Source organism: Xanthomonas hortorum (assembly GCF_011305375.1).
Classification (GTDB): Bacteria; Pseudomonadota; Gammaproteobacteria; order Xanthomonadales; family Xanthomonadaceae; genus Xanthomonas; species Xanthomonas hortorum_E.
On sequence record NZ_VCME01000018.1, the window covers coordinates 128,955 to 155,139 of the forward strand.

24 protein-coding genes and 2 tRNA genes are annotated in these 26,185 nt (G+C 52.9%); 1 reads left to right on the forward strand and 25 read right to left on the reverse strand.

All coding sequences use genetic code 11. The features are described from left to right. Positions 1 to 9: 9 nt before the first annotated feature. The 18 genes from FFY45_RS16200 to uvrB form a co-directional block, all read right to left on the reverse strand. Complete coding sequence (locus FFY45_RS16200) at positions 10 to 489, reverse strand: type IV secretion system protein (protein ID WP_439333547.1); 480 nt, start codon at positions 487 to 489, stop codon at positions 10 to 12. Positions 490 to 1,152: 663 nt separating this feature from the next. Further along, entirely contained in the window at positions 1,153 to 1,692 is a 540-nt protein-coding gene (locus tag FFY45_RS16205) for a DUF4189 domain-containing protein (protein ID WP_176341207.1), read from the reverse strand. 528 nt (positions 1,693 to 2,220) lie between these two features. Further along, positions 2,221 to 2,742, reverse strand: coding sequence for a DUF4189 domain-containing protein (locus tag FFY45_RS22385; RefSeq protein WP_369333974.1), 522 nt, complete (start codon positions 2,740 to 2,742; stop codon positions 2,221 to 2,223). 48 nt (positions 2,743 to 2,790) lie between these two features. Further along, positions 2,791 to 3,960 carry a TrbL/VirB6 family protein gene (locus tag FFY45_RS16215; protein ID WP_255172004.1) on the reverse strand — a complete coding sequence of 390 codons (1,170 nt, stop codon included), beginning with the start codon at positions 3,958 to 3,960 and terminating at the stop codon, positions 2,791 to 2,793. A 54-nt stretch (positions 3,961 to 4,014) separates the two neighbouring features. Then, positions 4,015 to 4,788 carry a hypothetical protein gene (locus tag FFY45_RS16220; RefSeq protein ID WP_176341209.1) on the reverse strand — a complete coding sequence of 258 codons (774 nt, stop codon included), beginning with the start codon at positions 4,786 to 4,788 and terminating at the stop codon, positions 4,015 to 4,017. 69 nt (positions 4,789 to 4,857) lie between these two features. Next, a complete protein-coding gene (locus FFY45_RS16225; protein ID WP_176341210.1) occupies positions 4,858 to 7,290 on the reverse strand; it encodes a VirB4 family type IV secretion/conjugal transfer ATPase in 2,433 nt (810 codons plus the stop codon). Between the two features lie 93 nt (positions 7,291 to 7,383). Continuing rightward, the gene (locus FFY45_RS16230; RefSeq protein WP_084725979.1) at positions 7,384 to 7,686 is read right to left on the reverse strand and encodes a VirB3 family type IV secretion system protein; all 303 of its coding nucleotides are present in this window, start codon (positions 7,684 to 7,686) and stop codon (positions 7,384 to 7,386) included. Between the two features lies 1 nt (position 7,687). Beyond that, positions 7,688 to 8,080, reverse strand: a complete 393-nt coding sequence (locus FFY45_RS16235; RefSeq protein ID WP_084725978.1) for a TrbC/VirB2 family protein — start codon at positions 8,078 to 8,080, stop codon at positions 7,688 to 7,690. Between the two features lie 62 nt (positions 8,081 to 8,142). Continuing rightward, positions 8,143 to 9,087, reverse strand: coding sequence for a transglycosylase SLT domain-containing protein (locus FFY45_RS16240; protein ID WP_176341211.1), 945 nt, complete (start codon positions 9,085 to 9,087; stop codon positions 8,143 to 8,145). A 108-nt stretch (positions 9,088 to 9,195) separates the two neighbouring features. Continuing rightward, positions 9,196 to 10,233, reverse strand: coding sequence for a P-type DNA transfer ATPase VirB11 (gene virB11, locus FFY45_RS16245; RefSeq protein WP_176341212.1), 1,038 nt, complete (start codon positions 10,231 to 10,233; stop codon positions 9,196 to 9,198). Positions 10,234 to 10,244: 11 nt separating this feature from the next. Next, entirely contained in the window at positions 10,245 to 11,504 is a 1,260-nt protein-coding gene (locus tag FFY45_RS16250) for a TraB/TrbI/VirB10 family type IV secretion system protein (RefSeq protein WP_176341213.1), read from the reverse strand. Further along, positions 11,501 to 12,229, reverse strand: coding sequence for a TrbG/VirB9 family P-type conjugative transfer protein (locus tag FFY45_RS16255; RefSeq protein WP_245879373.1), 729 nt, complete (start codon positions 12,227 to 12,229; stop codon positions 11,501 to 11,503). The genes FFY45_RS16250 and FFY45_RS16255 overlap by 4 nt, the downstream gene beginning before the upstream one ends. Before the next feature lie 38 nt (positions 12,230 to 12,267). Beyond that, a complete protein-coding gene (locus tag FFY45_RS16260; protein ID WP_176341215.1) occupies positions 12,268 to 13,188 on the reverse strand; it encodes a VirB8 family type IV secretion system protein in 921 nt (306 codons plus the stop codon). Between the two features lie 71 nt (positions 13,189 to 13,259). Continuing rightward, positions 13,260 to 13,625, reverse strand: coding sequence for a hypothetical protein (locus tag FFY45_RS16265; RefSeq protein ID WP_046963988.1), 366 nt, complete (start codon positions 13,623 to 13,625; stop codon positions 13,260 to 13,262). A 391-nt stretch (positions 13,626 to 14,016) separates the two neighbouring features. Beyond that, complete coding sequence (locus FFY45_RS16270; protein ID WP_176341216.1) at positions 14,017 to 15,690, reverse strand: type IV secretory system conjugative DNA transfer family protein; 1,674 nt, start codon at positions 15,688 to 15,690, stop codon at positions 14,017 to 14,019. 37 nt (positions 15,691 to 15,727) lie between these two features. Then, entirely contained in the window at positions 15,728 to 15,970 is a 243-nt protein-coding gene (locus tag FFY45_RS16275) for a hypothetical protein (RefSeq protein WP_115040421.1), read from the reverse strand. Between the two features lie 190 nt (positions 15,971 to 16,160). Then, a tRNA-Val gene (locus tag FFY45_RS16280) sits at positions 16,161 to 16,235 on the reverse strand. 97 nt (positions 16,236 to 16,332) lie between these two features. Then, on the reverse strand, positions 16,333 to 18,354 hold the full coding sequence (uvrB, locus tag FFY45_RS16285; protein ID WP_176341217.1) for an excinuclease ABC subunit UvrB: 2,022 nt from the start codon (positions 18,352 to 18,354) through the stop codon (positions 16,333 to 16,335). A gap of 140 nt (positions 18,355 to 18,494) precedes the next feature. On the opposite strand from uvrB, the gene FFY45_RS16290 reads away from it, so the two are divergent. Further along, positions 18,495 to 19,037, forward strand: a complete 543-nt coding sequence (locus tag FFY45_RS16290) for a GspH/FimT family pseudopilin (RefSeq protein WP_176341218.1) — start codon at positions 18,495 to 18,497, stop codon at positions 19,035 to 19,037. A gap of 54 nt (positions 19,038 to 19,091) precedes the next feature. Here the strand turns inward: FFY45_RS16290 and FFY45_RS16295 are convergent. The 7 genes from FFY45_RS16295 to FFY45_RS16325 all read right to left on the reverse strand — a co-directional run bounded on the left by FFY45_RS16295 (position 19,092) and on the right by FFY45_RS16325 (position 26,095). Then, positions 19,092 to 19,168: transfer RNA gene (locus tag FFY45_RS16295), tRNA-Asn, on the reverse strand. Between the two features lie 62 nt (positions 19,169 to 19,230). Next, the gene (locus tag FFY45_RS16300; RefSeq protein ID WP_176341219.1) at positions 19,231 to 19,677 is read right to left on the reverse strand and encodes a type IV pilin protein; all 447 of its coding nucleotides are present in this window, start codon (positions 19,675 to 19,677) and stop codon (positions 19,231 to 19,233) included. Beyond that, positions 19,674 to 23,420: a pilus assembly protein gene (locus tag FFY45_RS16305; protein ID WP_176341220.1), complete on the reverse strand. Its 3,747-nt coding sequence runs from the start codon at positions 23,418 to 23,420 to the stop codon at positions 19,674 to 19,676. The genes FFY45_RS16300 and FFY45_RS16305 overlap by 4 nt, the downstream gene beginning before the upstream one ends. An 11-nt stretch (positions 23,421 to 23,431) precedes the next feature. Next, a complete protein-coding gene (locus tag FFY45_RS16310; RefSeq protein WP_176341221.1) occupies positions 23,432 to 23,950 on the reverse strand; it encodes a pilus assembly PilX family protein in 519 nt (172 codons plus the stop codon). Positions 23,951 to 23,952: 2 nt separating this feature from the next. Continuing rightward, positions 23,953 to 25,107: a PilW family protein gene (locus FFY45_RS16315; RefSeq protein ID WP_176341222.1), complete on the reverse strand. Its 1,155-nt coding sequence runs from the start codon at positions 25,105 to 25,107 to the stop codon at positions 23,953 to 23,955. 2 nt (positions 25,108 to 25,109) lie between these two features. Continuing rightward, positions 25,110 to 25,583, reverse strand: a complete 474-nt coding sequence (pilV, locus tag FFY45_RS16320) for a type IV pilus modification protein PilV (protein ID WP_176341223.1) — start codon at positions 25,581 to 25,583, stop codon at positions 25,110 to 25,112. Continuing rightward, positions 25,580 to 26,095, reverse strand: a complete 516-nt coding sequence (locus FFY45_RS16325; RefSeq protein WP_176341224.1) for a GspH/FimT family pseudopilin — start codon at positions 26,093 to 26,095, stop codon at positions 25,580 to 25,582. Before FFY45_RS16325 ends, pilV begins: the two co-directional genes overlap by 4 nt. Positions 26,096 to 26,185: the final 90 nt, after the last annotated feature.

Below are 26,185 nucleotides of genomic sequence, written 5' to 3' on the forward strand. Positions count from 1 at the left end.
TTAAACCGATTAAACCTGACTACTGTTATTGTAAGCACCTTTTGAACCTGCCAGCATATCGGACGTGGTCTGCTGGCCTCTTATAAGCGGAGAATTCATACCGGAGTTGACGTTACGTTCTTCCCTGCCCACATCAGAAGATTGTTGTGGAGTATATCCATAAGAACCGGGAGGCTGCCCTTGTGGGCCTGGACGGCTCGCTGCACCAGAAGCCCCAGCCGCCGCCCCCATTGCCGCATATGGCGTAAATGCGCCAAGCGTGCCCTGGAAGAACATAGCAGCCATCGGAGGCGCAGTCAGGATTAGTGTCGTCAGAATCAAACCCATGCCGCCTTGCTGCAACGCTTGGCTACTGATTCCCGAGGTAAAATCCTGGCCCAACACCGAGCCCAGCAGCGAAGATCCCCAGAAGGCCATGGACACTTTGGTAACCATGTCCAAAGCAATGGATGTCATGACTGCCAGCACGGACATGGAGAAGACGGACATGGAGAAGAAGGTCCCAATTCAATAGAAGAGCCAACGTTGGAATAGTGATTTCGTTTGTTCAGATAGCAAACAGAGAATGAACAATTGCCCAAAGCCCACGAACAGTGCCCACGAGCGCCCTGCGCTGCTCCCATTGCCGCGCAGGGAGCAAACGTACCTGGTGCGCTATCAAAGAGCTACGTCCATCGGCTTTGGAGCCTAGGCTCCGAAGCCGATGGACGTAGCAATACCTATTGACTTCTTACCCAATCCATCCGAACTGAAAGTAAATTAGAAACCCAACCGCATTGTGCCAAATTTTTCGTTGATTCGTTTGCCTTCACCGCTAGTCTCGGAGCTGCAGGAGTCTAGATACGATTGACGGGCATCCCTGGTCTTATTGGCACTGTAACCGTGACGATCAAAACGAACTATCTTAAAGTAATCCGTCATCGGTTCAGCGCAACTTTTACCAGTGTTGGCCCCTACTAGCTTGCCAGACATACACATTAGAGTCGCACAAGCATCACCAGCTTCAGCTGAAGCACTCACAGTCATTAATGAGAATACGCAAAGTAGGAAAAATTTCATTACACTCTCCAACATGGATGTATTTCAATAGAAAATTTCACTTCGACTATTCTGGCCACCTAAGCCCCTAACCTCAGCCAGCCTATCTAAGCTTCAGAATATTTCAAAAATCTGCTCAGAACAAACAGAATAAATTATACTACAACCACCTCTTTCGCGTGTTTTCTCGCAGAGTGATATTGCTTTTGAACTAGCTATTTCTACAGATCTTTCGCTGACGACAGCACTTTTGCCTAGTCTAGATTTTGGAAAAGCATATGCAACACATTGATTCCTGTAAGAAAGAGCGATAGTACAATCTTTCTCCCCACCTTCGGAACAACGCGCCAAGGCTTCTATTTCCGCCTCTTTTTTTGAGAGCTTCCCAACCGATGCACCTGAACCACTAGTGGGAGAACTTGCAATCGCGCCCCACGTTTTGATCCAGCGGCCTAGGGGAACAGCACGAGGAGCAGGAATTTCTTGGCTCGAAGCATAACCAGTAGAAGACGAAGGCGCTGGCCCACATGTTGCACTACCCGCAGCTGTTCCTATTGGACAAGCGGTTTGAGCTTCAGCAATACCATCGAAGGTGAAATTGCACACCAAAAAGAGAAAAGCGAAACCACCGCTTTTAGCCAAAGAAAATCTCATCAGCGTCACCATCAAGTAAGTGGAATTCTTTAGGTATTATCCGAAGAAGCTTGGCCTCTGGTACCTGCTAGCACTGTTGGAGAACTTTGCGGAGCTCCCGTTCTTACTGTTGGTAAACTTGAGGAGGGTTGACTAGTTTGCTGACTTCTCTCCACCTCATTCTGAGGCGGCATATATCCATATGAACCTGGCGGCTGCCCCTGCGGGCCTGGGCGGCTCGCAGCACCAGAAGCCCCAGTCGCCGCCCCCATTGCCGCATATGGTGTAAATGCGCCAAGCGTGCCCTGGAAGAACATCGCAGCCATCGGAGGTGCAGTCAGGATTAGTGTCGTCAGAATCAAGCCCATGCCGCCTTGCTGCAACGCTTGGCTACTGATTCCCGAGGTAAAATCCTGGCCCAACACCGAGCCCAGCAGCGAAGATCCCCAGAAGGCCATGGACACTTTGGTAACCATAGAAGAGCCAACGTTGGAATAGATTTTTCCATCCAAAAATTTAAGCACTCCCCAAACAGATAACACCGTACGCCTAGTATCTATGAAAAACCGGAAGGCTACATGACGAATAAACCCCCCTGCACTCCCCACCATATTTTTCGCAGTTCGTCACTGACCTTTCTATAGCGACATTTTTCTCGTTACTCAGGCCGGTAGCGAATTTCTTATTCCTCTCAGACGGCCACGCCAACGCAATACACTGATTGCTATAAGTCGTAATCACCTTGCAGTCGTTAGAACCATCAGACTCACAATCTTTTTTTGCACGCGCCACCGCCTCTGATTTACTAGCCAAATCACTAGAAGTACCGACGCTACCTGTGTTGCCGTCGATTGATATCGACCCCCATCGTGACTCCCATTCGCCATTCGGGACAGCTCGGGGTCGTGGGAGTTCCTCAGCGGAGCCCCCAGCCGAGCTGGGCGATGGACCACACATACCTGAGCCTGCAGCTGTACCAATTGGACAGGCAGTCTGTGCAGAGGCATCAAAAACAACCATAATAGCGAGAAAAATAATTAGAATTGGAGTAACTAGTTTTTTCATAATCATTTCCAGTTAAACGCACCCAACGATACCGATACCGATACCGATACCGATTTATGCAACCCCTTGATCTTTATGAGCACCCTTTGCACCTGCGAGCACCTCGCCGGAGGGGGTACCACTGAACCTTGGAAGATTAACTCGGGAATCACCAACATTCTCTCTACCGGCATCAACTGGCGTAGGCGGAGAGTATCCATAAGATCCAGGCGGCTGCCCCTGCGGACCCGGACGGCTCGCAGCACCAGAAGCTCCAGTCGCCGCCCCCATTGCCGCATATGGTGTAAATGCGCCAAGCGTGCCCTGGAAGAACATCGCAGCCATCGGAGGTGCAGTCAGGATTAGTGTCGTCAGAATCAAGCCCATGCCGCCTTGCTGCAACGCTTGGCTACTGATTCCCGAGGTAAAATCCTGGCCCAACACCGAGCCCAGCAGCGAAGATCCCCAGAAGGCCATGGACACTTTGGTAACCATGTCCAAAGCAATGGATGTCATGACTGCCAGCACGGACATGGAGAAGAAGGTCCCAATTCCATAGAAGAGCCAACGTTGGAATAGTGATTTCGTTTGTTCAAATAGCAGACAGAGAATGAACAATGGCCCAAAGCCAACGAACAGTGCCATCGCGATGCGATAGAGCAGCATCATGGAACCAGCCACAACGGCTGGGCCGCCAGTCCCAACACCAACCATCCACATCGCACGGGACTTCTGCGAGTCCAGTGTAGGATCTTGTACAACGTCGAGCACGTCGATGCTGGACAGAGCGACCTGCATCCATCCCAGGCTCTCGTCTACCTGGTCTTCCGGCGTCTTGTTTTCGCCCGTGATCGCATAGGCGATCTCCTTCTTCACATCGTCGTTGACGAACTTCTGGATGAAGGGACTGGACATGCCGATCGAAGCCGCAATCGTCACAATCAATGCGCTCTTACACATCGTCACGATGAATGCGGCCATCGACTCCCGACTACGGCCTGTGATCATGTTGAAGCCCTGGATCATCACCCAGATCGTCAACACGATCATTGCAACGCCTGAAACCCAGAGTGTAAAACGCCCCAGAAGATCCGCTTCGAAGTCGGAAATTCTATTCGTCAGATAACTCATGATCTGGCGATAGAAGACGAAGTCACCGACCGACGAGACACCCGGATAAGGACTGAGTGCCTGCACACTCAGATTATTCATCCATTGCCCAAAATTTGAAATTCCATTTGCCATTACAACACCTCAATCAACGATTCGGGCAACGACGAACATCCTGACAACTCCACACTAGTCTTCAAGCGCTTTAGCAAGAGCGGCCGTTTTCACCACAGTACCCAATATATTCTGCTTCCCACGCAACATATCTTGCGTAAGTGCGCGCTGGTTATCTTCCAACGCGGCGATATATGTGTCATAACCCTTGACTTGATTATTCACTTGCTCAAAAGTCTTGGTCATGCGCGTATTCGTATCATTCAGAGAATACATGGAAGCATTAAGATCACCTGGCTTCGCACTGAAATTGCGAAGTGACATCAGCTTGTTCAAGCTCTGATCCATGGTCGGCATAGTTTCGGCCAGAAAACCAACAACGTAGTTATAGCGTTGATTCTTCATATACTGAATAGCCACGCAAAGCTGCTTTTGTTGCTCACGCGGATTATTATTCGCAAATCCGGTTGAACTACTTAGCATACTTGTGATAGACGACATGCTAAAGCTGATACCACCGCCGCAACGCTCGAATCCAAAATTAGGCGACACCGGCTCAAGTTTGACGCCACTTGGAAGTCCGAACGTATTAATCATAGACTGCAACTGAACCAGGTTTTGCTGAAGCAGCTGAAATTGTTCGGTGTATTGGGTGTACTCCACTCCCCACTGTTGTACGGTGGCAAGCATATTCCTAATGGACTCTCCAATCGCAGCCACGTCTATAACAGGAACGCCAGTAGCTCCAGCGTTAAGCGGCACCAAGGTCAGGCCGAGACTGGCATACAAGGAAACAGCCAAAATCCGGGCTTTTAGCTTTGGAAATCCAACTTTCAACTGACGACTCATGGAAGTTCTCCTAACATTCATAGTTGCGATAACAGTGACAAAATAAAGCTTCAAACGACAGACCACATTCTAAACCACTGCTTTTCTTTTACCAGAACCCTTTCTATTTTCGTAAAACGCCGGAAGCCATTCTTCTGGAGGTACATCGTTCGCGGACACATGCAGCCGGGCGGCCGCATCGTTAACCGATGTATGCATGATCTCAATATTGTCAGTGGATGCTGAAATAACCGCCAACGCATCGTCCATTCCACGTAGGTTGAGCTGGCAGACGCTGGAAGCGTGCCCTTGCTTGACGAGAAAACAGCGTGAGCGCTCGTCCAACCCAATCACAACCTGATACTCCGCCTCGCTCAACTTCAACCCGTTGATGTAATCCTCGCGATCCGCGTTGGGATTAGGCAGAAGGATCAACGTCGCTGTCTGCTCGATCAGCGCAGCCGAGATATCGCTTTTCAATGCGTCTTCCGGGCTTTGAGTCGCAAAAATACCTAAGCCGTTCTGCTTACGGATGGTCTTTTGCTTGTTTTTAGCGAACTCCTTCAAGGCACCGCCGCCATCAAGAATTTTCCAAAACTCATCCATGACGTAGATCAGCGGACGCCCATCGATCAGCGTCTCCAGCTTGTGGAGCAAATAATTAATCACTGGCACACGCACTTCAGGATTATCGATGACATCCGTATAGTCGAAACCAATAATATTGGCTCGGGACAAATCGATGGTATCGACAGGATTATCAAACACCCATCCAAGAGAGTTACCGGAGGTCCATCGACGCATACGCGCGAACAAGCCGTCATCTCCCATATTGGGCAAGCTTTTTTGGAAATTAGTCATGCTGCGCAGATGCATTGGTGTGTCTAGCATGTTTTCCACAGCCCGGAAGATGTCCTCCTCCTCTCGCGAACTGTATTCACGCTTGCCCGCCAACACCTTGATCAAATCCGCTAAGAATTGAACATTACTTTCATTTCTCTCGCATTGAAATGGATTGAAACCGGTAGGCATTCCGTTATCGAGCGCCAGATAATTACCACCGCAGGCACGCACAAAGATTTCGGCACCGCGATCTTTGTCGAAGAAGAAAATTGTCGGCGCAGGCTCATATTTTTGCACCTGACTCAGCAAAAAATTGATAAGCGCGGTCTTGCCCGTACCAGACTTACCAATCACCATTGTATTGGCGATCGCCTTCTCTCCGAGCGAGTTTTCACCTGGGTGAGTCGCGTGAAAGTTGAAAAAGTAAGGCTGACCATTCGTGGTCTGGAGCGTGGTGACACAATCTCCCCAGGGATTATTGTTTCGCTTTCCCGTCGCAAAATTATGAAGCGGAGACAAACCGAGAAAATTCAACGAGCTGACATTGGCAATGCGTGTGCGATACCGCCAGTTGCCCGGCAGTTGCGAATAGAACGATGATGCGACTGCAAGATCTTCCTTGGCAGAAACAAATCCACCGTTCGACAGTTCCGCGCGCGTGGCAGCGATATTTTGCGTCAAAGAGTCCTGACTGTCCGCATAGACAGCCATTGTGAAATGATATTCGCCAAGGACAAAATTACCGGAGGCAATCTGGTCCATCGCCATATCCAACTCTATGATCTGGCTAACAGCTTTATCTCCAGAGGAGATCATCATGCCCTTCGTGCGGTCTAGTACGCGCAGAGCATCCTGACGTCCAATCGGACTAAAGGAATGCGTAATCACATACTCGAAATCCAGGTACTTCAGACCATTCAAGATCCCTGGATATGTGCCCTCAGCATATTCTTTGACATTCAAAAGCGCGCCAAAATGGTTAATACCGTTGGGAGTATTGATTACGTAATCGCCACTTTTGGACGAAAACATGTGCCGACTGACAGGCAAGTATTCATTGACCGGCGCCGTCAGAACGGGAACCGGCTCATCAATTCTGTTGATAAGATAAGCAAAGAATTCAAGGGTCTCTGAAAAGACCACTCCGTTCTTTGCTTCATAGATACCGAGGCGATAAGGAGCATAGTCACGAATGACCGCCTCGACGTTGCCAGCGAGCTCGATCAGTTTCGCTACTGCCTGTTCCTGGGCAGCCTGCAACCGTTTGATGTCTTTAGACTTCTCTGCGAATCGCTTACCGGCAACCATGGGCCGATAAAGCATCGTCAAGTAGAGCTCATTCTGCATGAGCCGCTGCGACGACAACATTTCAAAATATTTTTCAGATAATTGCTGGTTGAACAAATTACTGTAGCTGCCTTTCTGCGTCAGCTTTCTTCTACGCCGCACGTCATGCACCCAGAAAGCAACATTTACGAAATCTGGCGCCCGCAATGTCTGAAGTAACCTATTAAAGGTATTGTGCCGATGTTCAAGCTCCCATTCATCACGACCAACAAACGGCAAACCTTCCAAGTGCCATGTCAGCAGGTAGTCGCCCCCAGTCGTCTTGACTACATTCGTCGCAACGTGAGACGAGAAAGGAATGAATTCACTTATGGAAGTATCTGGGTTGAACATCAGCTTGACCTGACCCCTGTGGGTAATCCTGAAAATACGAGGAAGTCGGCGTCTTGCGACGCCGACCCCTAGACTATCAAAAGCCTACCGATTTCACGGTGGCGGGCTTTTCCGATAACTGTTGGGTGAAAAAATCCATTTTCCTGAATTGGCGCGCACATTCCTGACTCTGAATTTGAACTGCCACCGCAACCCTAACAGGCGAAATATCATCTCATCACGCCGCGCCATTTGGCGCATTATGAAAATAATGACGGGAATGAGAAAAAGATATAGCAAATTTGTATACATGGAAAAAACCAGCGTCCCGCCTGCACCGATAAAAAACGGAACATAAGGCACCCCCAAAAACATTGCGGGCCTGGTGCAACCGCGGAAGACGACGTTTTTCTTCATGTCAGGCGGTCAAGAAAGGCAGGCTGTGGGTGACAAAAGCGTTCACCGCTCCGCAGGAGCCACCAGCTCCCGTACCCAAGAGCATGCGGGCAATCTGCCCAGCTGCTCCGATCAGAACACCACCGATCAAGATCGGCGCCACATCACCAATCCGCTTGTGTGCAAACGCGATTTGATAACCTGCAAAAATCACTGCAATGGTAACCACTGCAATGGAGGCGATGTTAAGAAGTCCAGTGATACTTGTGAAAAATTCACAGGTCTTTGTATCGGTGCCACCAAAATTTTGCGCAAAAGCTGAGGATGCAGACAAGGCCGCTACAAATATTGCAGACTTGAAAACGGTTTTTGCTGTGCGCTGGATCTCGGGGGAAGTGAGTTTGGCATGCTTCATTGTAAATCTCCTTATTAAGGCCCAACATGGTGGTGCACCTACCGGATCGGCCATGCCGGAGGCTAGAAAACAAACGCCGCATCCCCTACTTTCACGCTTTGCTGCTGTGAAGGGGCGGCTGCAGGAGCAGGCTTGTTTGGGGCGGCTTGCTTTTGAGGAGCACCTAGTATCACCGGTACCCGTGAACTCATCAATACGGCAACTTCTCCGTCACTCGAGATATTTGGAGATGCTTGGGAGCCATTGGGCGATCGTGAAGAGTTTGCATGCCTTGAGTCAGCCAATTGCGCATCTCTCCCCGCGCTTCGGGGAACTTGGGGCATCGAGCCCAGTGCCCCGCCTTGATCTGAACGCATTGACCCGGCTTCCATGCCCGCGGCGCCTTGAGGAAAAACCTGAGCCGCATCTTGCTGAGACAGTGGGTTAGCGCTCTGCAGACGGTCGTCTATCACACGTGACAAAAGACGATCCGGCAACGACTGGAGGGATGCTTTGACTGACTTCACCGGGTGACGGACCTGGCTCTGCGCTTCGCCTACCAAAGGGATAGGAGCAGCGCTCGACTGCGCATTGGCTTGTGCCATCGAGTTGAACACTTTTTGCACGTAGCCATGCCGAAAACCAGTGACAAAATTTCCTGAGTAGTAGCAGCTAAGCGCTTTCCCCCAATCTTTCCCAGATCGCTGATAGCATTCTGAAAGTATAGCGGAGCCAGCTTTCAAGTTTGGGCACTGCTGAAACGCTTGCTCATAAGACTGCAAACCATATTTCGACAAATTGTAGCGATTTACTTGAGCAAGCCCCAGTGAAAAGTTGTAGCCCTTTTCCTGGAGCATCTGAACAGTGGAAAGCGCCTCACCCAGATTCTTCGGCTGTCGCATAAGTCTGCCACCCACAACCCCAATCGCATAGGGATTATGAGAGGACTCGACGTGGACGACGTGCTGCATCACCGAAAGCGGAGCAGCCATTTCTCCACATGCCATCATTTCAATTCCAGGGAGCACGCTACACCCCTCTCTCTTCATCAAAATTTAAGCAGACTTTCGATTCGCGCAAAGAAATATTTGAAGCGAATTCAGTCGAGACCGGAAAAGGCGAACTCCTTTTTCTCATCATGACTGAAAACTCCTCTCTGGATTGAAATCAATGCCGGTGATGTATCTACGACCTTCGTGCGCTTTAATGTGGACAACGACATCGATTGTCATCATCAACAACCGTTTGATCACATTGAACTCCAAACCAGAACCCTCGGCTGAAGCCTTCACCATCAATGCCAATTGGTCCCAAGTCTGCTCTGGACTACCGGCATGACAACTGGTAATAGATCCAGGATGTCCAGATGCACAATTTCTTATGAAATAAAACGCTTCATCGCCGCGCAACTCAGCCAAGATGATTCGATCAGGCTTCATGCGCAAACAGGCCTCCATGCAGCTCTTGGCTGTCACGTTGCTAGCGCTCTGCCCACCCTTTGAGTAGAGGAGATGAACTACATTCGGCTGCGAAATAAACAATTCGCGCGCGTCCTCGATCGTCACAAGACGCTCGCTTCCGGGAATGTGGTTGACCAGCGACTTCATGAAGGTCGTTTTACCGCTACCGGTCGCTCCAGACACAACGATGTTTTTCTTGTAGAGAACAGCTTGCCTGAAAAACTCGGCATACTGCCGGCATTGGCGAAGCATCAGAAGCTCTTTGTCATGCTCACTGATCTCTCCGCTGTGCTCCAATATCTGATCGAAGAATCCATCCTCTTGATATTGAGAAAGCGTTTTTGTGTGTTTCGAGGGCAGGCGAATTGTAATCGAGACTTTACCGGCATCACATGCGGGAGGAACCACAAATTGTGCGCGCTGACCCGTGGGGAAGGTTAGTGAAACAACCGGATCAGCGTCGGTGATGCGCTGACCCGTGTTACTTTCATTCACCACCGCTGTGCAGAATTGACGCGCACGCTCGAACGTCAAGCTGGGCACCTCTACCCGCTCCCAACCACCGCGGGTCTCCAGATACACTTCCCCCGGACGATTTATGCAGATCTCGGTCACTTCTGAAGACAGCATATATTCCTGAATACCAAGCACACTGTACTGGTACTCAAGAAATTCGCTGGATGCCTTTGAGACGGGCGAAACTTCTACGTCCACGTGCGCTCTCGTTACCTTCTTGGCAATACGTTTGTAAAATCGACATCTTTGGCAACATAAACATTAACCAGCGAACCCTGGTTGATAGTGACAGTGGCTGGCCGCCTCATGCTTTCTGTTGCCGCATCGTTTGCAATACGCTCCATTGTTCTAGCGGTAGCGCTTTCATAAGGGGACTGAACTTCAACACCAGTCTGAGATACCGTGGTCTGTTCGGGACCGTATTCAGCAGCAGCGTATTTGAAGGCATCCGCCAACAGGCTAATCATCAAAGCAGAAGACAAGCGCTGCCCCCAGTGCGCATCGTACTGCCCCGGATGTCCAGCACCACCCAAGCCGTCTATCCCAGGGCTCGACATAGATACATCGATGCCTGTTGGTGTAGTGATGCGATCCCAGATAACGGAAACACGCTGTCCAGTCGGACCTCCACTATAGCTACCATAAATTTTTGAGCCCTTGGGCAGCAGCAACGTTCGACCATTTATTGAATAAACCGGCTCAGTGATAAGGCACGACGTGAAACCGGGGATGTCAGTAATCACCCTCGTTTCCAAAATGCAGCGCAAATAAGTGCCGCGTACGAGCAACGCATCCGGATGTCGAATGAATTGTGCGCTTGTTACTTTCTGCTTGTCAGCCTCGCTACCGTCTTCCGAGCCAGCTGCCCCTGCTTCACCTGCTGGATTGAGACCAGCCAAGATCGAATTGGAATACTCCTCGGCACTCATTGGACCGCTGCCGCCAGAACCCGCAGCGCCGCTACCTCCAGCAGAGGCCATCCGCCGCTCAGCAAGTGTCGGACCAGCTGGACGATTGCTTGCTGGATAAACTGACTGCGGATAATCCGGAGTTTGCGGGGGCGGAAGGGGTGGTGGCGCGAGCGAAATAGGCGGAACGTCTTGCTGAACTTCGACCTGCGCCGGAGCATTTGCCATTTTAGGAAGGCTGGGCGCGGTCACGGTAGCAGTAGGCTCCTTCTTTGCTTCCGCTTCATTTCGGTTAGTAGCGCTCTTATAAAGAAAAAAAGCGAGCACAAGCAAAACCAGCACAATCGCACCAAGGAAAAATAGCGCTTTTCTATTAAGCCGCTGATCTTCTACCGAACGAAGCTCAGGCGCTGAGGCATCCAGGTTTGGCAGCGGCTGCGCTTGAGTACGAGCAAAATAGGGGTTATTAGGATCCTGACCGCTATTTGGAGCCTGCGGGCGATCGTTATCGCCATTGTCCTGGCGACCCTCATTGTTCTCGGGAGGATTATTTTGGCTCATTTCTTTACATTCCTCCGAAGACCGACGACATTACTTCCATGTCTGATAACCAAATAGGGGTATGTACCATGGACAATGAGCACATTTCCTTCAACTGTAGTGTTGACTACAAAATCTTCGCCATGCTCTTTCTCACGACCGAACACTGCCGGAAAATTTCCTGTCTGGAACTTACTTGAATCAGTAAGCTTTAGGTACGTAAATCGACCGTCATCATATGCACTAACTGGTACAAGCCACCCTAGACGGCTACGCGTGGCGTAGGAATAGTCAAAATAGTACTGTCTGTCTTTGGATAGCTCAGTACTGAGCAAAGGCTTCGCATCTTCTTCAACTGTGTCTTTTGCGACCGAAAACTGCGAGTCGCTAGGATAATTGAAAACCACCTTGTACTGAACACCCGCGCGACGCGCCTGCTCAAGTTCGCGCCAGTCAGTAGCAACAACCTTGAGCTCAAAAATATATGAGTGCGTTTCGGTTCTGACCATCATGTTGGTATCAACATCGACGTTCTTAGGCTTTAGATAAAAAACATTATCTCGCCGAGTCAGCTCCCAACCGCTACTGAAACCAGTACTGTAATCGAGAATCTTTTCGTTAGGATTCAACTCGATCTGAGTTGTAATCCCCAAGCCAGTGCGGATCGGATAGATCTGATCAGACTTATAATCGTAATAGTCGACCGCTTGCGCATGAACGCTAACCGACGACCCGACTGCTGACATCACGGCCAAGAGCCACACTATCAATTTATTCCTATACTTCATTGACCTCTTGCTCCGTCAGTTCCAATCGAGATCCCTTCGGCCGACCCTGCCGCATCAGGCCCTGTCGTTGCGGGTACTGCAACGCCAATCGCCGGAGCAGCCAAGTCTGGATTCGGGTTTGCAATAACCTGAGGCTGGGCGCTATTAACCGACGCGCTGGGGCCAGTGGCAGACGACCCGACGTCTGGCGGGGCCTTATCATAGTCGTTGTCGACGCGATATTCGGTCACTTGGAATCCTAAAGGATTTTGCAACCGATCTTGCTCATCCAACTTTAGATTATTATTGTAATCAAAAGCAAGGGTGATCAACTTGTTGTCGATAAAAGTCGAGATGCCAGTCGTTTTTTCATACAGGTTACGCTGTATTCTGACAGCAGCCCCCCTAAATCCGCCGGAGGCTCGCTGCCCCAGAGGAGTGATGCTGAGAATTTTAACGCGGATCGACTTTGCTTTTCCGTACTTTAGAAAAGGATTATCCGGGTTAGTCTCCATGTACAGTTGCTTATGCCCTGCGCCGACCTGCGTAGTAGACATGATAAAAACGAGATTCCAATCACGCAATGTCATGATCTCGGAGTCATAGGACTCGCGTGCCGTTACATATTGCGCAACATCACTCCGATTGATCGCCTCACTAGATGTAATCTGCTGGTTATAGAAGTCACCCTGAAGCCTGGCAACAGTAGCAGTCCCGGTGGAAGCATCGGCCATTACAAGATACGGAACTTTTTCTTTAAGCGGCAGCATGTAGTAATAACCACCCGCCAACATGACAGATACCGCCAAAGAAGTAGTTGCAACCATCCAGGCACGCCGTTGGCTACGTTGCGCAAGATCTGCAATTGTCAGCTCGTAGTTGACCGCTTTCGCAACCACTTGATCAACTTGGTGACTGGGTTCTTTCTTACGGAACATAAGTAATCCGCTTCCACCTATTTTACAAAAATGCTGCGTATTTTATTAGCGCAGAGACGAGGGCTAAAGCATCAACCAGCCGACTTAGAAACAGGCTGAACGACTATCTGATTTCCAACAATCGCTACGTGTACTCCCTGTGTCGCATAAACCGCACTGAGCTCATCCACCGCTTGCTTTACGCTAGTTGTTTCTATTTTTGCGACTGCGGCGTATAGCGTGTAATCAGAGGTGATGTTGTAAGCAAGCGTCATATTGGAGTCCTTGACCCAACGCTCCAACATTGTTTTTAGCGTACCGTCCATCGGAGTAGCTTGATAGACGTAGGAAGCGTGCAGCGGCAACTCCATCGGTGTCTCTGCAAAACGATTCACCGGCTTCCATCGCCCGCCGAAATCTGCGGCAGGCTTTGTTGCACATGAAGCCAGCGCGAGCATGGTCAGCACAAGACATGTAATTTTCAAGGTATGCCCCTTCTTCACGCCCTAATCTCCATAACTAATAAGCCATTTTTCTTTCGCGCCTGCGACATCTTACATTTAGCGCCCAAAGGACCATGCCTAAAAACCAGTAATCGTCGAAATATTTCAGGCACAGCAAATCGTTCGCCGAGAGGGCGAACGTATTTAAGAGATCCGGGCAAGAATGTTTCGTCACACATAAACACTTTTACGCTCCATGTAACCCCATTCCTGAGCAACCAGAAGATCAGACTATCGTCAGGCTGCCACTACGTAGTGCAATCTGCCTCCTTGTCGACCAACAGTCAAGCTGAAAGTGATACAAGTCTCTAATTTATGAGAATTTATCATAAAAGTGTGCAATTCATCACATTTTCAGATCGAGGATTGGGGTTTCCACTTTGTCTAAGAGACGTGAAGTAAAGTGCTTATCTTGGTAGTACTTTATTTTCTGGCATTTGACCGGATGCGGGATTCCTTCGTAGAGGAACACTTCATGGTCGTTTCCCATCGCCTTCAGCTCCTGCGGCAACATCAATGCACGCCGCTCCTCCGACACGCTGCGCGTTGTTTCGCGCCCCCTAGTGACGTTGTTCTTCTTGATCGTGGTGTAGCCCAACATCTCCGAGTAGTCGTTCGCGTCCTGTTGCTCGCGCGGTGCGTACAGGATCTGCAGGGCGTGATTGGTGATGATGGTGCGCGACAGGTCCTTGCCATAGGTCGCGTCCAGCTGCGCCATGCTCTGGATGATGGGCAGCAGACGGATGTTATAGCCGGCCATATAGGCTACTGCCGTTGCGATGATGTCCACTTTGCCGATCGAGGTGAATTCGTCCATGAGCAGCAAACACTGGTACTTGAGCTCGGGGTTGGACTTCGGCAGCTCGCGCGTATTGAGGTTGATGATCTGACTAAAGAGCAGGTTGATGATCAGGCGGCTCTCCGCCAGCTTGTTGGGCTGGATGCCGATGTAGATCGTCATCTTCTTCTTGCGTAGATCCGTCAGCATGAAATCGTCGGCGCTGGTGGCCGCATCCAGTACAGGGTTGATCCACGCATTGAGCGGTTCTTTCAGGGTGCCCATGATGGACGCGAAGGTCTCATCCGCCTGTGACAGCATGTTGGCAAAGGCCGATTTGGCATTGCCGCTCAGGAACCTGCGCTCGGACAGCGACTTCAGGTATTTCTTGAGGTCGGTACCGTCGCCCGAAGACAGGCGGTAAATTCCGCCCAGTGTGGGCGCCCCTGCCCCGCCCGGGAAGCCGAGCGACAGCTCCTCATCCCAATTTTCGAATAAGTACAAGGCAAAGGCCATGAAGGCGTTGCGCGCCTGGCTGACCCAGAACTTCTGGTCGTCCGACCCGTCCGGATACAACATCGCCGCAATGCTCATCAGATCCGAGACGCGGAATGCCGGATCGTTGGAGACGTAGGTCAGCGGGTTCCAGCGATGCGTTCGGCGATCTTCGGCGAACGGATTGAACAGGAAGACCTCATGCCCCTGACTGGCGCGCCAGCCACTGGTCAGGTCGAAGTTTTCCTGCTTGATGTCCAGGACAACGATCGATTCCTGATATTCGAGCAGATTGGGGATGACTACACCAACGCCCTTGCCGGAGCGCGTGGGCGCGGCAAGGATCACGAATTGCTGCCCGCTCAGTCGCACCAGCTTGCCGTTGAACTTGCCGACGACGATGCCGTTGCCACTCGGCTTGAACAACCCGTGCTTGGAAAGATCTGCGGCTCCGGCAAAGCGCGCGTCACCATGCAGCGCACGTGGCTTTGGCTTGAGCACAAGCACAACCGTAATGGCCCAGACGATCCCCGGCAGACCAAAGCCGAGCACGCCAGACATCTTGATCTTGGTCGCGTAAGGCGCCACTTCCGGCAATCCCAACGCGCTGACGTAGCGGTAGTAGGTGTCCCAGGAATACAACCCGGTATCGAGTCGCAACAGCAGCAATGTCAGATACCCGGACAGGGCATATCCAACGAGCAACGTCACCGCAGTGGCGATTGCAATTATTTTAGCTTTGGACACGCGACCCTACTCCTTAGGCTTACATCTCGACGGCCGTCTAGCGACGGACAACCGGCTTGTGATCGATCAGATCGGACTTGCGCCCGCCGCTTTCGCTCTCGACCAGCGAGTCGATCCAGACCTTGGCTTGATCCAGGGAGAGATCCGGCGTTATCCGGGTGCCGGCGTCTGTCACAACGGCATATGCCACCACCGTGTCAGGCGCGTAGATTTCTTCCCGGGTGATTGCCACCACACGGTATCCCCCTCTGGTCAGCACGGTGTGCTGATACTCGTCCATTGCCAGCCTTCCTTTCGTCAGCGCGGAAGCGATGCTAAAGCAAGACGTGTGATGGAGAAAGCGGTTTCAACAACGCTGACAGATCCGCAGACCAGCCTTATGCAAACGACGCGTGTCGATGGCTAGATTGAGATCGCAGCAAGATGATTGTGTTCAAACCACTCAAGTCGCCGTGTATCCGGACTTGGAGTGGTGGGCGGTACAGGGTTCGAACCTGTGACCCCTACCATGTCAAGGTAGTGCTCTACCGCTGAGCTAACCGCCCGTTTCCTGCGTCAGCATTGCGCTGTGCAGGGCGCGCATTCTAGCGCAGGGTTTTGCGGGCCACAAGCCCTCCCTGCACGTGAGCACCCTGCCCCGCCCTACGCCAGGCTCGCCGCCTTCAATTTCTGGATCTGGTCGCGAATCTGCGCTGCGGCCTCGAACTCCAGATCCTTGGCGTGCTGGTACATCTTCTGCTCCAGGCTCTTGAGCTTGCCGGCAATCTGGGCCGGCCCCATCGCGCGGTAGTCGACAGTGTCTTCGGCGATCTGACGTGACTTCGAACGACCCTTGCCGGCTTTCTTCTCGGCGGCATCCTCGCGCGCGCCTTCCATGATGTCGGAGATCGGGCGCTGCACGGATTTCGGCGTGATGCCATGTTCGAGGTTGTACTCGACCTGCTTCTCGCGACGACGGTCGGTTTCGTCGATCGCCGCCTGCATCGAACGCGTCATCTTGTCGGCATACAGGATGGCCTTGCCACGCAGGTTGCGCGCGGCGCGCCCGATGGTCTGGATCAACGAACCAGTCGAACGCAGGAAGCCCTCCTTGTCGGCATCCAGGATCGCCACCAGCGACACTTCCGGCATGTCCAGACCTTCGCGCAGCAGATTGATGCCGACCAGCACGTCGAATTTGCCAAGGCGCAGATCGCGGATGATCTCCACCCGCTCAACAGTATCGATGTCCGAATGCAGGTAGCGCACGCGAATGCCGTGCTCGCCCAGGTATTCGGTGAGGTTCTCGGACATGCGCTTGGTTAGCGTGGTCACCAACACGCGATCGCCGAGCTTGATGCGCTCATGGATCTCGGACATCAGATCGTCGACCTGCGTGCCGACCGGGCGGATCTCGACCACCGGATCGATCAGTCCGGTCGGGCGCACCACCAGCTCGGTGATCTCGCCTGCAGACTCGCGCAGCTCATAGGGACCTGGTGTGGCCGACACGTAGATGCTGCGCGGCGAGCGCGCCTCCCACTCTTCGAAACGCAGCGGCCGGTTATCCAGCGCCGAAGGCAGACGGAAACCGAACTCCACCAACGTCTCCTTGCGCGAGCGATCGCCTTTGTACATCGCGCCGATCTGGGGAATGGTCACATGCGACTCGTCGATGACCAGCAGCGCATCCGGCGGCAAGTAGTCGAACAAGGTCGGCGGCGGTTCGCCAGGCGCCTTGCCGGTGAGATGCCGCGAGTAGTTTTCGATGCCGTTGCAGAAGCCCACCTCGGCCATCATTTCCAGGTCGAACTGGGTGCGCTGGGCCAGGCGCTGCGCCTCGACCAGCTTGTTCTGCGAATACAACTGCTCCAGCCGCTCCTTTAGCTCGTCCTTGATCGTGTCCACGGCACTGAGCGTGCGCTCGCGCGTAGTCGCGTAATGCGTCTTGGGATACACGGTGTAGCGCTGCAACTTGCGCAACGTTTCGCCAGTGAGCGGATCGAACAAGGTCAGCTGCTCGATGTCGCCGTCGAACAACTCGATACGCAATGCCTCGGTGTCCGACTCGGCCGGGAAGACATCGAGCACCTCGCCACGCACGCGGAACGCGCCGCGCGTCAGCTCGAATTCGTTGCGCGTGTACTGCAGATCGCTGAGATGACGGATCAACTTCCGCTGATCGATGTGCTCGCCCACTGAGAGGATCAAGCGCAGCGACAAATAGTCTTCCGGCGCGCCCAGACCGTAGATCGCCGAGACCGTAGCCACCACCAACGAATCGCGACGCGACAGCAAGGTCTTGGTGGCAGACAACCGCATCTGCTCGATGTGCTCGTTGATCGAACTGTCCTTCTCGATGAAGGTATCCGACGACGGCACGTAGGCCTCGGGTTGGTAGTAGTCGTAGTAGCTGACGAAGTACTCCACAGCGTTGTTTGGAAAAAACGACTTGAACTCGCCGTACAACTGCGCCGCCAGCGTCTTGTTCGGCGCCATCACCAGGGTCGGCTTCTGCACCTGCTGGATCACGTTGGCGATGGTGTAGGTCTTGCCCGAGCCGGTCACGCCCAACAAGGTCTGCTTAGCCAGGCCGGCCTCGAAATTGGCCACCAACTTGTCGATAGCTGCGGGCTGGTCGCCGGCTGGGGAGTACGGGGATACGAGCTGAAAAAGGTCGGTCATGGAGCGGATCTCGGGGGAGGACTGCACGAAATAACGGAACTCACTGCCGGTAAAAGTCTGACACCCCATTGAGTGGGGAAGACGTTACTTGAGATGTGATCGCCGTAGAGACTGCTTGCTCCGGGTCAAGGAGGAGCGCGATGCAAGCAGGAACTCATTCGTGCGCGAAAGGGTACACGGCGGTCGAACTGCTGATCGTGATGGCGATTGTCGGAATTGTGGCCGCCGTTGGCCTGCCTAGCTTCAGAACGCTGATCGAGTGGCAGCGAGCACAGACACGGGTTCACTTGCTTACGGCCCATCTGGCGATGGCCAGGAGTCTTGCTGTCACGCATCGCATCCCGGTCAGTGTCTGCCCTTCAGGCGATGGCGACAGCTGTCGGCCCGACGGGGACTGGAGCAGGGGATGGATCCTCTTCAGAGATCCAGTGCGTAGCGAGCAGCCTTTAGAAGCAGCCTCGATCCTGCGGGTTGAGCACTACGCGGCAAGCGACAACATCAGCATCACTGGAACGATTGGCAGATCGCTTGTCAGATTTCTTCCGAACGGCCGCAATGGCGGCACCAACATCACGATCAGCCTATGCGCGCGCGCGCAGCACCTAGCGGACGTCGTGGTAAACAACTCCGGAAGAACGCGATCTGTCCGCTATAGGCAGCCAACCAGCTGCCCTACGCGCTGAGCTGCAGCTAAAAAACAAAGAGGCCGCGACTAGTCGCGGCCTCTTTTAACATCTTGGCGCCCGAAGTTGGACTCGAACCAACGACCCCCTGATTAACAGTCAAGTGCTCTAACCGGCTGAGCTATTCGGGCGGGGAGGCGTATTCTAGACAGGCTACCCGGAAGATGCAACCCCTAATCTACCAGTCTCTACATCACCAACAGTCGGATTTGGTTCCCTTGGAATTGGACTTCCTTGAGGCTTGATCAATGCCAAGATCCCCGCACTTGTCTTGCGCTTGATTGCCCTGTGCAGTTGCAGAGATCGAGAAGGTCGACTGGGTGGTTTGAAGAGCAAGCCGATACGCGGCTGTTCCTCCCTCCCGAGGCGAAACTAGCGTTGGCAGCGAAAAATCAACGTAGGTATTTCGTACGGTGTAGAACCTCACCGCTAACTGCGCATACTCGACGAGATCAGCTTTAGCCTGCGCCCTTCGGGACTTACGAACGTACTCGGCGTAGCTCGGATACGCAATGGCAGACAAGATCGCTATTACCGCTACAACTATCATCAACTCGATCAATGTGAACCCGGAAACGGCTCGTCCCTGTTCACGCACTGACGCCGCACGCCCCCTAAATGCCTGCAAGAAAGTTGTCATTGGACCTGCCTCCAGGACTGCCTGCCGCATGGGTAAGATATATAGAGCGGACCAGAGCCTGCGGCAGTGACGACCATCCAGCAGGCCTGCCCGCCAGGCACACTACCACTTTCAGCCGGGGACAGCCGGGGAATCGCGGAGACTCCAACATCCTTGACTGGAGCAGTACCGCCCGTGGTCAGCGGTGTTGCAGCCGTTCTTGCGCCAAAGCTGGCGCCCGTGGGAGATCCTTTGCGTGCATCCATCAAAGCACCATCTCCAGTACGCGTATCCAAGCCGAACAACCAGTTTGCACCAGCTGGTTCGCAACCCGCACTGACCACGGCCGGTGTATACGTTGGGATAAACACGATTCCCGAAGCAATCGAGGGGTTGCCAACCATCCGCTCCTTCGCTGGTAAATCTACGTACCAACCCCGCGAACTCGCAGGAGCTGCAGCACGGCTCAGAGTCCGATCACCGTTCTGAACGACCGTACTGCCCTGAAGGTTTGCTCGAGTGAGCGCGGCAACCGGTGCGCCTCTGGAGAGATCGTTAATGCCATAAAGCGATTGGATCGATTCATCCCTGGGATCACTCGTGAACGAAAAACTCCCGGTTCCAAAGAACAACATCACGCCACCGGCATCTCCAGCGGTCGCTACAAGCCCTCCGGTAATCGGCTGGCGATAAGTCTGCCCATTCTCTGCGGAGGTTCTCGCAGTAAAAAATGGCACCGTGATAGAGGCAGCCGTACTACGAAGATCGAATTTCCAAATAGCACCCTTTTGATCAGCGCCGTAGACAGTGTCTGCTAACCCATCGCGAACCGCGTCAGCCTGAGAGACCCCACCCCACCGATCCACAACAACTATGTTCCCTAACCCATTGGTGCCGGCAATTGCGGCACCAGCCTCTGTCGCTTCGATCATCGTAACGGCAGGCGCACCTGCTTTGATATCCACCACGAACAATACTGCTTTCCCGCTCTGACTGTTGTAGCCGTTACCAAAAATTGCCTTCCAAGTGACAGCTCCTGCAGCACCTCTAACCGGGACGATGACGGGTTTTCCGAGCACATGACCGATATTGCTCCTGATAGCAGCCGAAAGGCTGGTATCAAGGTCACTAATTTCCCAAAGCTTGCTAGACGTCGAGAAGGCCGTGGGATTCGTCACGTCAAGTGCGAATACGCTACGCCCTCCCGCTCCCGCGGCTCCGACGGCAACCGTCTTCCAGCCACCACCATAATTAGCGTCACCTACCACAACGGGACCATCTACATAATAACGATGCTCGTACTCGACATTCCTATTTGTGGGATCCGAAGGCAAGAGGAGATCCCCCATGTGTCCTAGTGCAGTTGCAGGAATATATGCAAAACGCTCGGCTCCTCCATTGACGTCCACTGAGCCATCTGCAGTCATACCCGCATCGAACGCGTGCAGCATACCGTCGTTTGCACCGACGTATACCGTATAACGTCCAGATGTCGTCTTTGTAGCGAGGTAAGTGCCATAGGTCGTTCCTAATGCACCCTGAAGCGCCCGATAGCCATAGTCATCGGTCGGAGCGCTGATGACTGGAGACGAGTTGACGATATCACCAAGCAAGGAAGTCCGATCACGGAACCTACCCTGATTTTTAACTTCATTCCCTCGATCTCCTCTGAGATAATACAGGGCAGACTGAGCAGTTGCTCCAATCAGCGTCAAACCAAGCTCCGTGCACTTGGCAATTCCAGGATAGAGTCCAGCAGGTTTGGTACACAAATCAGAGAGCGAAACATTAGTGGCATTGAAGTTAACCGTACTACCCGCCTTGTTCACAACAATGTTTCGCGCTTCTTGACTAGTCCCACCAAGACGGGCGCTGGCCTCCCAGACCAGCGTCGTCGTAGCCAAACGGGATTGAGGATCAATCGCCACACGATTACCTTCCAGGCGGCCGTACCAGTCAGTGCCGTCAGTCGCGATCCGGTAAGAAGGCGTAACAGCAAACGAGCCATTTCCGATCCGCGCGCCAGTCTGCGCGGCAGTGCCCGATGGGGACTCACCCTGAGTCACAGACGCAAGGACGCGATCGATCGCGGCTGTGATATCGGCAGGAGTACGTGCATTGATGTACTCGCCTCGCGTATTAACGGCAGCGTGCCATATGTCATCAACAGTTGAGGGATTATTATCGGAGCGGGCCGGCCAATTCTGATAGATGGTCGGATTCGCGTAAGCATCCTGCACTATATCGGGGTTAAAAATATTACCCCTCGCCCCAAGCGTTATACCGAAGAAATTGATATGCAGATTTTTCTGGCAATCAAGCCTTACACTTGGCGCCGACGCACATTCGCTGGGAACAGGAACCTGCCCAGCCGTGAGGTCTGGACGAAGCGGCGACGCGCCATTGAAATTATTGTAATATCGCGCAGCGATATCCGCCATAGTGTTGGAATAAGTGTCAGCAAACGGAATACCCATTCCGCCATCGCCATCGGCATTATCGACAGCAGCGAAATTATTATCGATGTCGTTACTAAATCCATCGGTAAAAAGCATTACAGCATTCTTTTGGCACGCCAATTGAACTGGCGCTCCTGAATCCGAGCGCGTGAACTGAATTCCCGCTGCATTTACTGCCTCCCGATTTGGCGTACCACCCGATGCAGTAAGACTAATCATTTCACTATTGAGGGAATTTCGGTCCGCCGTGACGCCTATATTCCTCATCACCAAGCGTTCATCGACCGAATCAAAACTTGTATTTTGGTTAATTCGGAAATAACCAACGCGAAGATTTTCCTCTACCGCATCAAAGGAGCGTGTCATCCCTGCAATCATCGCTCTGTTCCGGTTTCCATAAAACGAGAACCAATTGGCAAAGTTTTTTAAAGCAGCTGTCGCGCTTGCAGGAATCGTGTACTTCCAAAGGTCGCACCCTTGCCCGCATGCATTGGCCACACGCACGCGCGCAACCCCATCATAGGCATTAGGCGCTCCGGGAAGAACGGGACGTGGATCGTTATTTGACGTATAAGGCACAAAAAACACTGCTCGTCTATGCGAAATCACTATATGGACTTCACCGCCACTCCATGCTGTGCCATTAGCAGTTTGGACTGATCCATACCCAGACACAGCACCCCGATTATTCAACAAAACACGCCGATAACGTGTCCCGCTCGGAATAACCATTCCGTCCTGCATAAGTCCTGCATCAAGCCAATTAGCTACCAATAAATCATCAGTCAAATTGACAAGATTAGTAGCCGTATCCAGACGCGGGTCAATTTTTGTTAACCCAGTATCCGCATCAGGATACGCCTTTCGGTCAGCACCAATCCAGGGATCGTACTTGACTTGAGGATTATAGTAAGTTGGATTGTAGGCAGCCGATTTTGCAAACCCATAGATATCAAGAGGCGGTATCCCAAGCCGACCCAATTCGAGACGAGGACCAATCATCACATGATTATACCCACACGCATCACCAGAGCGATTGAGCACACCCGGGGATGAGAAGAAACTTCGTCGATCTTCACTCCAGCACCCCTGCCCATCAGCACCGGGAAACTGTGTCTGAAACGTCATTGAGCCCGAATCGTCCACGGCCATAATAAAGGCTGGCGGGATAGGCAGCTGATTATTGAGCGGCTCCTGCGCAAGCGGCCCTTGGCCTTGTGCAGCAACCAGCATATAGACCAAGCCCAGCCCGACAAGGCAGACCATACTGGAACCAGTAATGAGCTTTACTTTACGCGATAGCATAACATTGGCCTTTAAAGCTTAAAGACGGTATCAATGGCGGACCTCGACGAGGCGTTTGTCTCATCGTCCACGGAAACGCCTGTGATTTGAAAAATTGGTGACGCCGAATCCATCGGCGGCCCCATCCCGATGCTCGCCTCGCCCTCGATGCACTGGTCTATTTGGCGTACATTCGTGGCTTCGGTCGAGGTCTGCTCGCGGGCCCACTGCACCGGGTCGAAACCATCATCGCATCCACGCTTTATGCTGGCAGAGGTAACCGTGCTGCCAGTCGGTAGCGTGGTGCGGTTGGAAATCGCCTCAACTGACGCCTCGCTGTTACGCACGACACCCTCCGCTTGCTGGAAAGCACGGTTAACAGCACGGTAGTTGGATGCCATCTTTTCCTGCATCCCTGCTACCTGCATTGCAGAGATACCCAACAACGCAAGCAGAATCAACATGATCAGGGCAACATACAGAACAGCGCCCTTCTGCCGACTGCGCGAGGACAAACGTACTTTATTCACGAGGTTGCGATGACGATTCATGATTAGTTGCCAAACAAGCGATTGCGAAGTGCGATGGATAGTTCATAACTGGCTCGGTAGCGGCCGTCAGGTGCAGATGGCGGTTGCATGCTGACTCCCAGTACACCCACGGGATCGTCACTAGCCGTGGCAATAGCGTTCGCCGTATTGGGACTGCGTGCCAAAATTCCTACCTGGACCGCCCCAACCCGTCGCCACTGGTTGGCGCCGGCCGCATCTGCACTGGCTCCCAACCCTGATGCCGTCAATTGAGACGTTATATTCCCCACTGGCGGAGTAGCACTTGAGATATTGGCTGTGGAATCCAGCCCGTATAGCAGCTGCAGATTCTCAATTCCCTCGACGAGCTCCTCGTTCTGAGCGTATGTGCCATCACTCGCTGCGCGTGCTCGACGCAGCGCAGGCTCACCGGAGGCTCCAGTGCCGACGTAGTACACCAGTGACTCGGCACGGTAGAGCATTGTTTGCCCCGTCGGCTGCGCGGTATAGCGCGACAGATCTACGCTGGTCGTTACAGAACTCGCAGCAGATGTCCCAGTAAACACGTCTGCATGCGAGCAGTCGGCGATTCCAAATAAGGTCGGTGTTCCAACGCCTCCGCTGGTTAAGCGTGACAAACGCCCTGCATCAAAGCTGGCGATGGAGTTGCTGCCTGTACGTACCAGTCCAGTAACCGGCACACCTTCAGGGGAAAGAAAACGTAGTACAAGAATATCGCTGCCTGGCAACGGAGCAGGATTGAGTGCTTGAATTTGCGAAGGCACACCAGCGGCGGCGGACAACGTTCCGCCGAGCCGCAGCTGGGCTCCCGGCGATGTACCCGTCGCTTCATACCCTTGAATCGATACAGAGAAGTCCAGTGGGCTGCCACTTCCGGTTGTCGCAGATAAGCTGACGCGAGGATCCCCCTGGCCTTTCACAAAATGCGCCTGATCGTTGACGCAACCGAAGTGGCCCGCCATCCGGATGTCACGCGCCAGAAAATCCAGGGCAAACCGTGCATTTTCTTGGGCTCTGGACGCTCCTTCAGACAGCTGAAATGCTGTCCTCGAAGCGGAAAAGACCTGGATCACCCCGAGCAGCAGCACAAGGCCAATGACCAGCGCAATCATCATTTCAATAAGCGACAGACCCGCCGCCCTGGTACGTGCGGTCATGATCAAATCTCTGTCTGCAATGCGAATGTCGTCGATGTGTCCGGATCAGTTGCATTCCACTTCTGATCACCCCAGGAGATGGACACAGTGACCTGTCCGTTGGCGACCACAACATTTGCCGATGAAGAGTCTCCCAATGCCTTGGCAACCTGACATTTCCAGCGAGTAATATTTTGGGTGATGGACACGGTCTCGCCGGTCGGGCGACTACAGGCTCCTCTTGCGGTCACCGAACCCGCGGCGAAGCTGGCCGCTGTGTACTGACTAGCCTGGTACCGATTCGAGCGCATTTGATCGATAAGGTCATAGGCGAGATTGGTCGCCTGTGTTCGATAGTTGGCGCTTTGCACGAAACGCACGCTCATCGTTTGTAGCAGCGCAAAGCCAAGCAGCCCGAACGCGAGAACAATGATCGCTATCAATACCTCGATCAATGTAAACCCAGATGCTTCCCGCCTAGTGCCGTGCTGTCTCATTGACAGGTGTCCTTTCTGCTTCTGACTTGCCCAGCTGCATTGATGAGCAGCGTTCGCATCAATTGCTGGCCGGCACATTGATCCGGACGCACAGTGATCTGCTGGTCGGCAGCTGAAATTCGGCGTCCTCGGCCGTCAAAAGCCACTAGACCGCTACTCGGGCCTTGAACAACAAGCTTGGGATTGCCAAGCCAGTAGCGCAGGACCGGTTCTCCGCCATCCAATGCACCGTTTGCATTGACATCGCTCCATGCAAGGATGCCTCCGCCCCAGCTCCCATCGCAGGCAGTGCCATTACTGCTTCCGCAGATCGCCCCACTCTGACCAGAACGCAATGCTTCGCTCCTGGCGAGGTTGAGCAACCCGACCACTTCATTATTTGCGGTAACAGCTCGATTCGACCGAATGACGCCTTGAAAACTCGGGTAACCGATAGCGGCCACGATCGCAAGGACCGCAACCGTAGTCATCAACTCAACCAGCGTGAACCCGCGGGCACGGCAGAAAGACATCAATACGCTCCCCAGCGTCAGTGCTGAGGAGCATGAGTGGCCATAACGGTAAAGACAAGCGCCCTACCGACAGGCGGCTCTCTTGACCGA

Coding starts and splice junctions, on each gene's coding strand:
- FFY45_RS16200 (WP_439333547.1), bottom strand. CDS start 489: ATGTCCGTCTTCTCCATGTCCGTGCTGGCAGTCATGACATCCATTGCT.
- FFY45_RS16205 (WP_176341207.1), bottom strand. CDS start 1,692: ATGAGATTTTCTTTGGCTAAAAGCGGTGGTTTCGCTTTTCTCTTTTTG.
- FFY45_RS22385 (WP_369333974.1), bottom strand. CDS start 2,742: ATGATTATGAAAAAACTAGTTACTCCAATTCTAATTATTTTTCTCGCT.
- FFY45_RS16215 (WP_255172004.1), bottom strand. CDS start 3,960: ATGGCAAATGGAATTTCAAATTTTGGGCAATGGATGAATAATCTGAGT.
- FFY45_RS16220 (WP_176341209.1), bottom strand. CDS start 4,788: ATGAGTCGTCAGTTGAAAGTTGGATTTCCAAAGCTAAAAGCCCGGATT.
- FFY45_RS16225 (WP_176341210.1), bottom strand. CDS start 7,290: ATGTTCAACCCAGATACTTCCATAAGTGAATTCATTCCTTTCTCGTCT.
- FFY45_RS16230 (WP_084725979.1), bottom strand. CDS start 7,686: ATGAAGAAAAACGTCGTCTTCCGCGGTTGCACCAGGCCCGCAATGTTT.
- FFY45_RS16235 (WP_084725978.1), bottom strand. CDS start 8,080: ATGAAGCATGCCAAACTCACTTCCCCCGAGATCCAGCGCACAGCAAAA.
- FFY45_RS16250 (WP_176341213.1), bottom strand. CDS start 11,504: ATGAGCCAAAATAATCCTCCCGAGAACAATGAGGGTCGCCAGGACAAT.
- FFY45_RS16255 (WP_245879373.1), bottom strand. CDS start 12,229: ATGTCAGCAGTCGGGTCGTCGGTTAGCGTTCATGCGCAAGCGGTCGAC.
- FFY45_RS16260 (WP_176341215.1), bottom strand. CDS start 13,188: ATGTTCCGTAAGAAAGAACCCAGTCACCAAGTTGATCAAGTGGTTGCG.
- FFY45_RS16265 (WP_046963988.1), bottom strand. CDS start 13,625: ATGCTCGCGCTGGCTTCATGTGCAACAAAGCCTGCCGCAGATTTCGGC.
- FFY45_RS16275 (WP_115040421.1), bottom strand. CDS start 15,970: ATGGACGAGTATCAGCACACCGTGCTGACCAGAGGGGGATACCGTGTG.
- uvrB (WP_176341217.1), bottom strand. CDS start 18,354: ATGACCGACCTTTTTCAGCTCGTATCCCCGTACTCCCCAGCCGGCGAC.
- FFY45_RS16290 (WP_176341218.1), top strand. CDS start 18,495: ATGCAAGCAGGAACTCATTCGTGCGCGAAAGGGTACACGGCGGTCGAA.
- FFY45_RS16300 (WP_176341219.1), bottom strand. CDS start 19,677: ATGACAACTTTCTTGCAGGCATTTAGGGGGCGTGCGGCGTCAGTGCGT.
- FFY45_RS16305 (WP_176341220.1), bottom strand. CDS start 23,420: ATGCTATCGCGTAAAGTAAAGCTCATTACTGGTTCCAGTATGGTCTGC.
- FFY45_RS16310 (WP_176341221.1), bottom strand. CDS start 23,950: ATGAATCGTCATCGCAACCTCGTGAATAAAGTACGTTTGTCCTCGCGC.
- FFY45_RS16315 (WP_176341222.1), bottom strand. CDS start 25,107: ATGACCGCACGTACCAGGGCGGCGGGTCTGTCGCTTATTGAAATGATG.
- pilV (WP_176341223.1), bottom strand. CDS start 25,583: ATGAGACAGCACGGCACTAGGCGGGAAGCATCTGGGTTTACATTGATC.
- FFY45_RS16325 (WP_176341224.1), bottom strand. CDS start 26,095: ATGTCTTTCTGCCGTGCCCGCGGGTTCACGCTGGTTGAGTTGATGACT.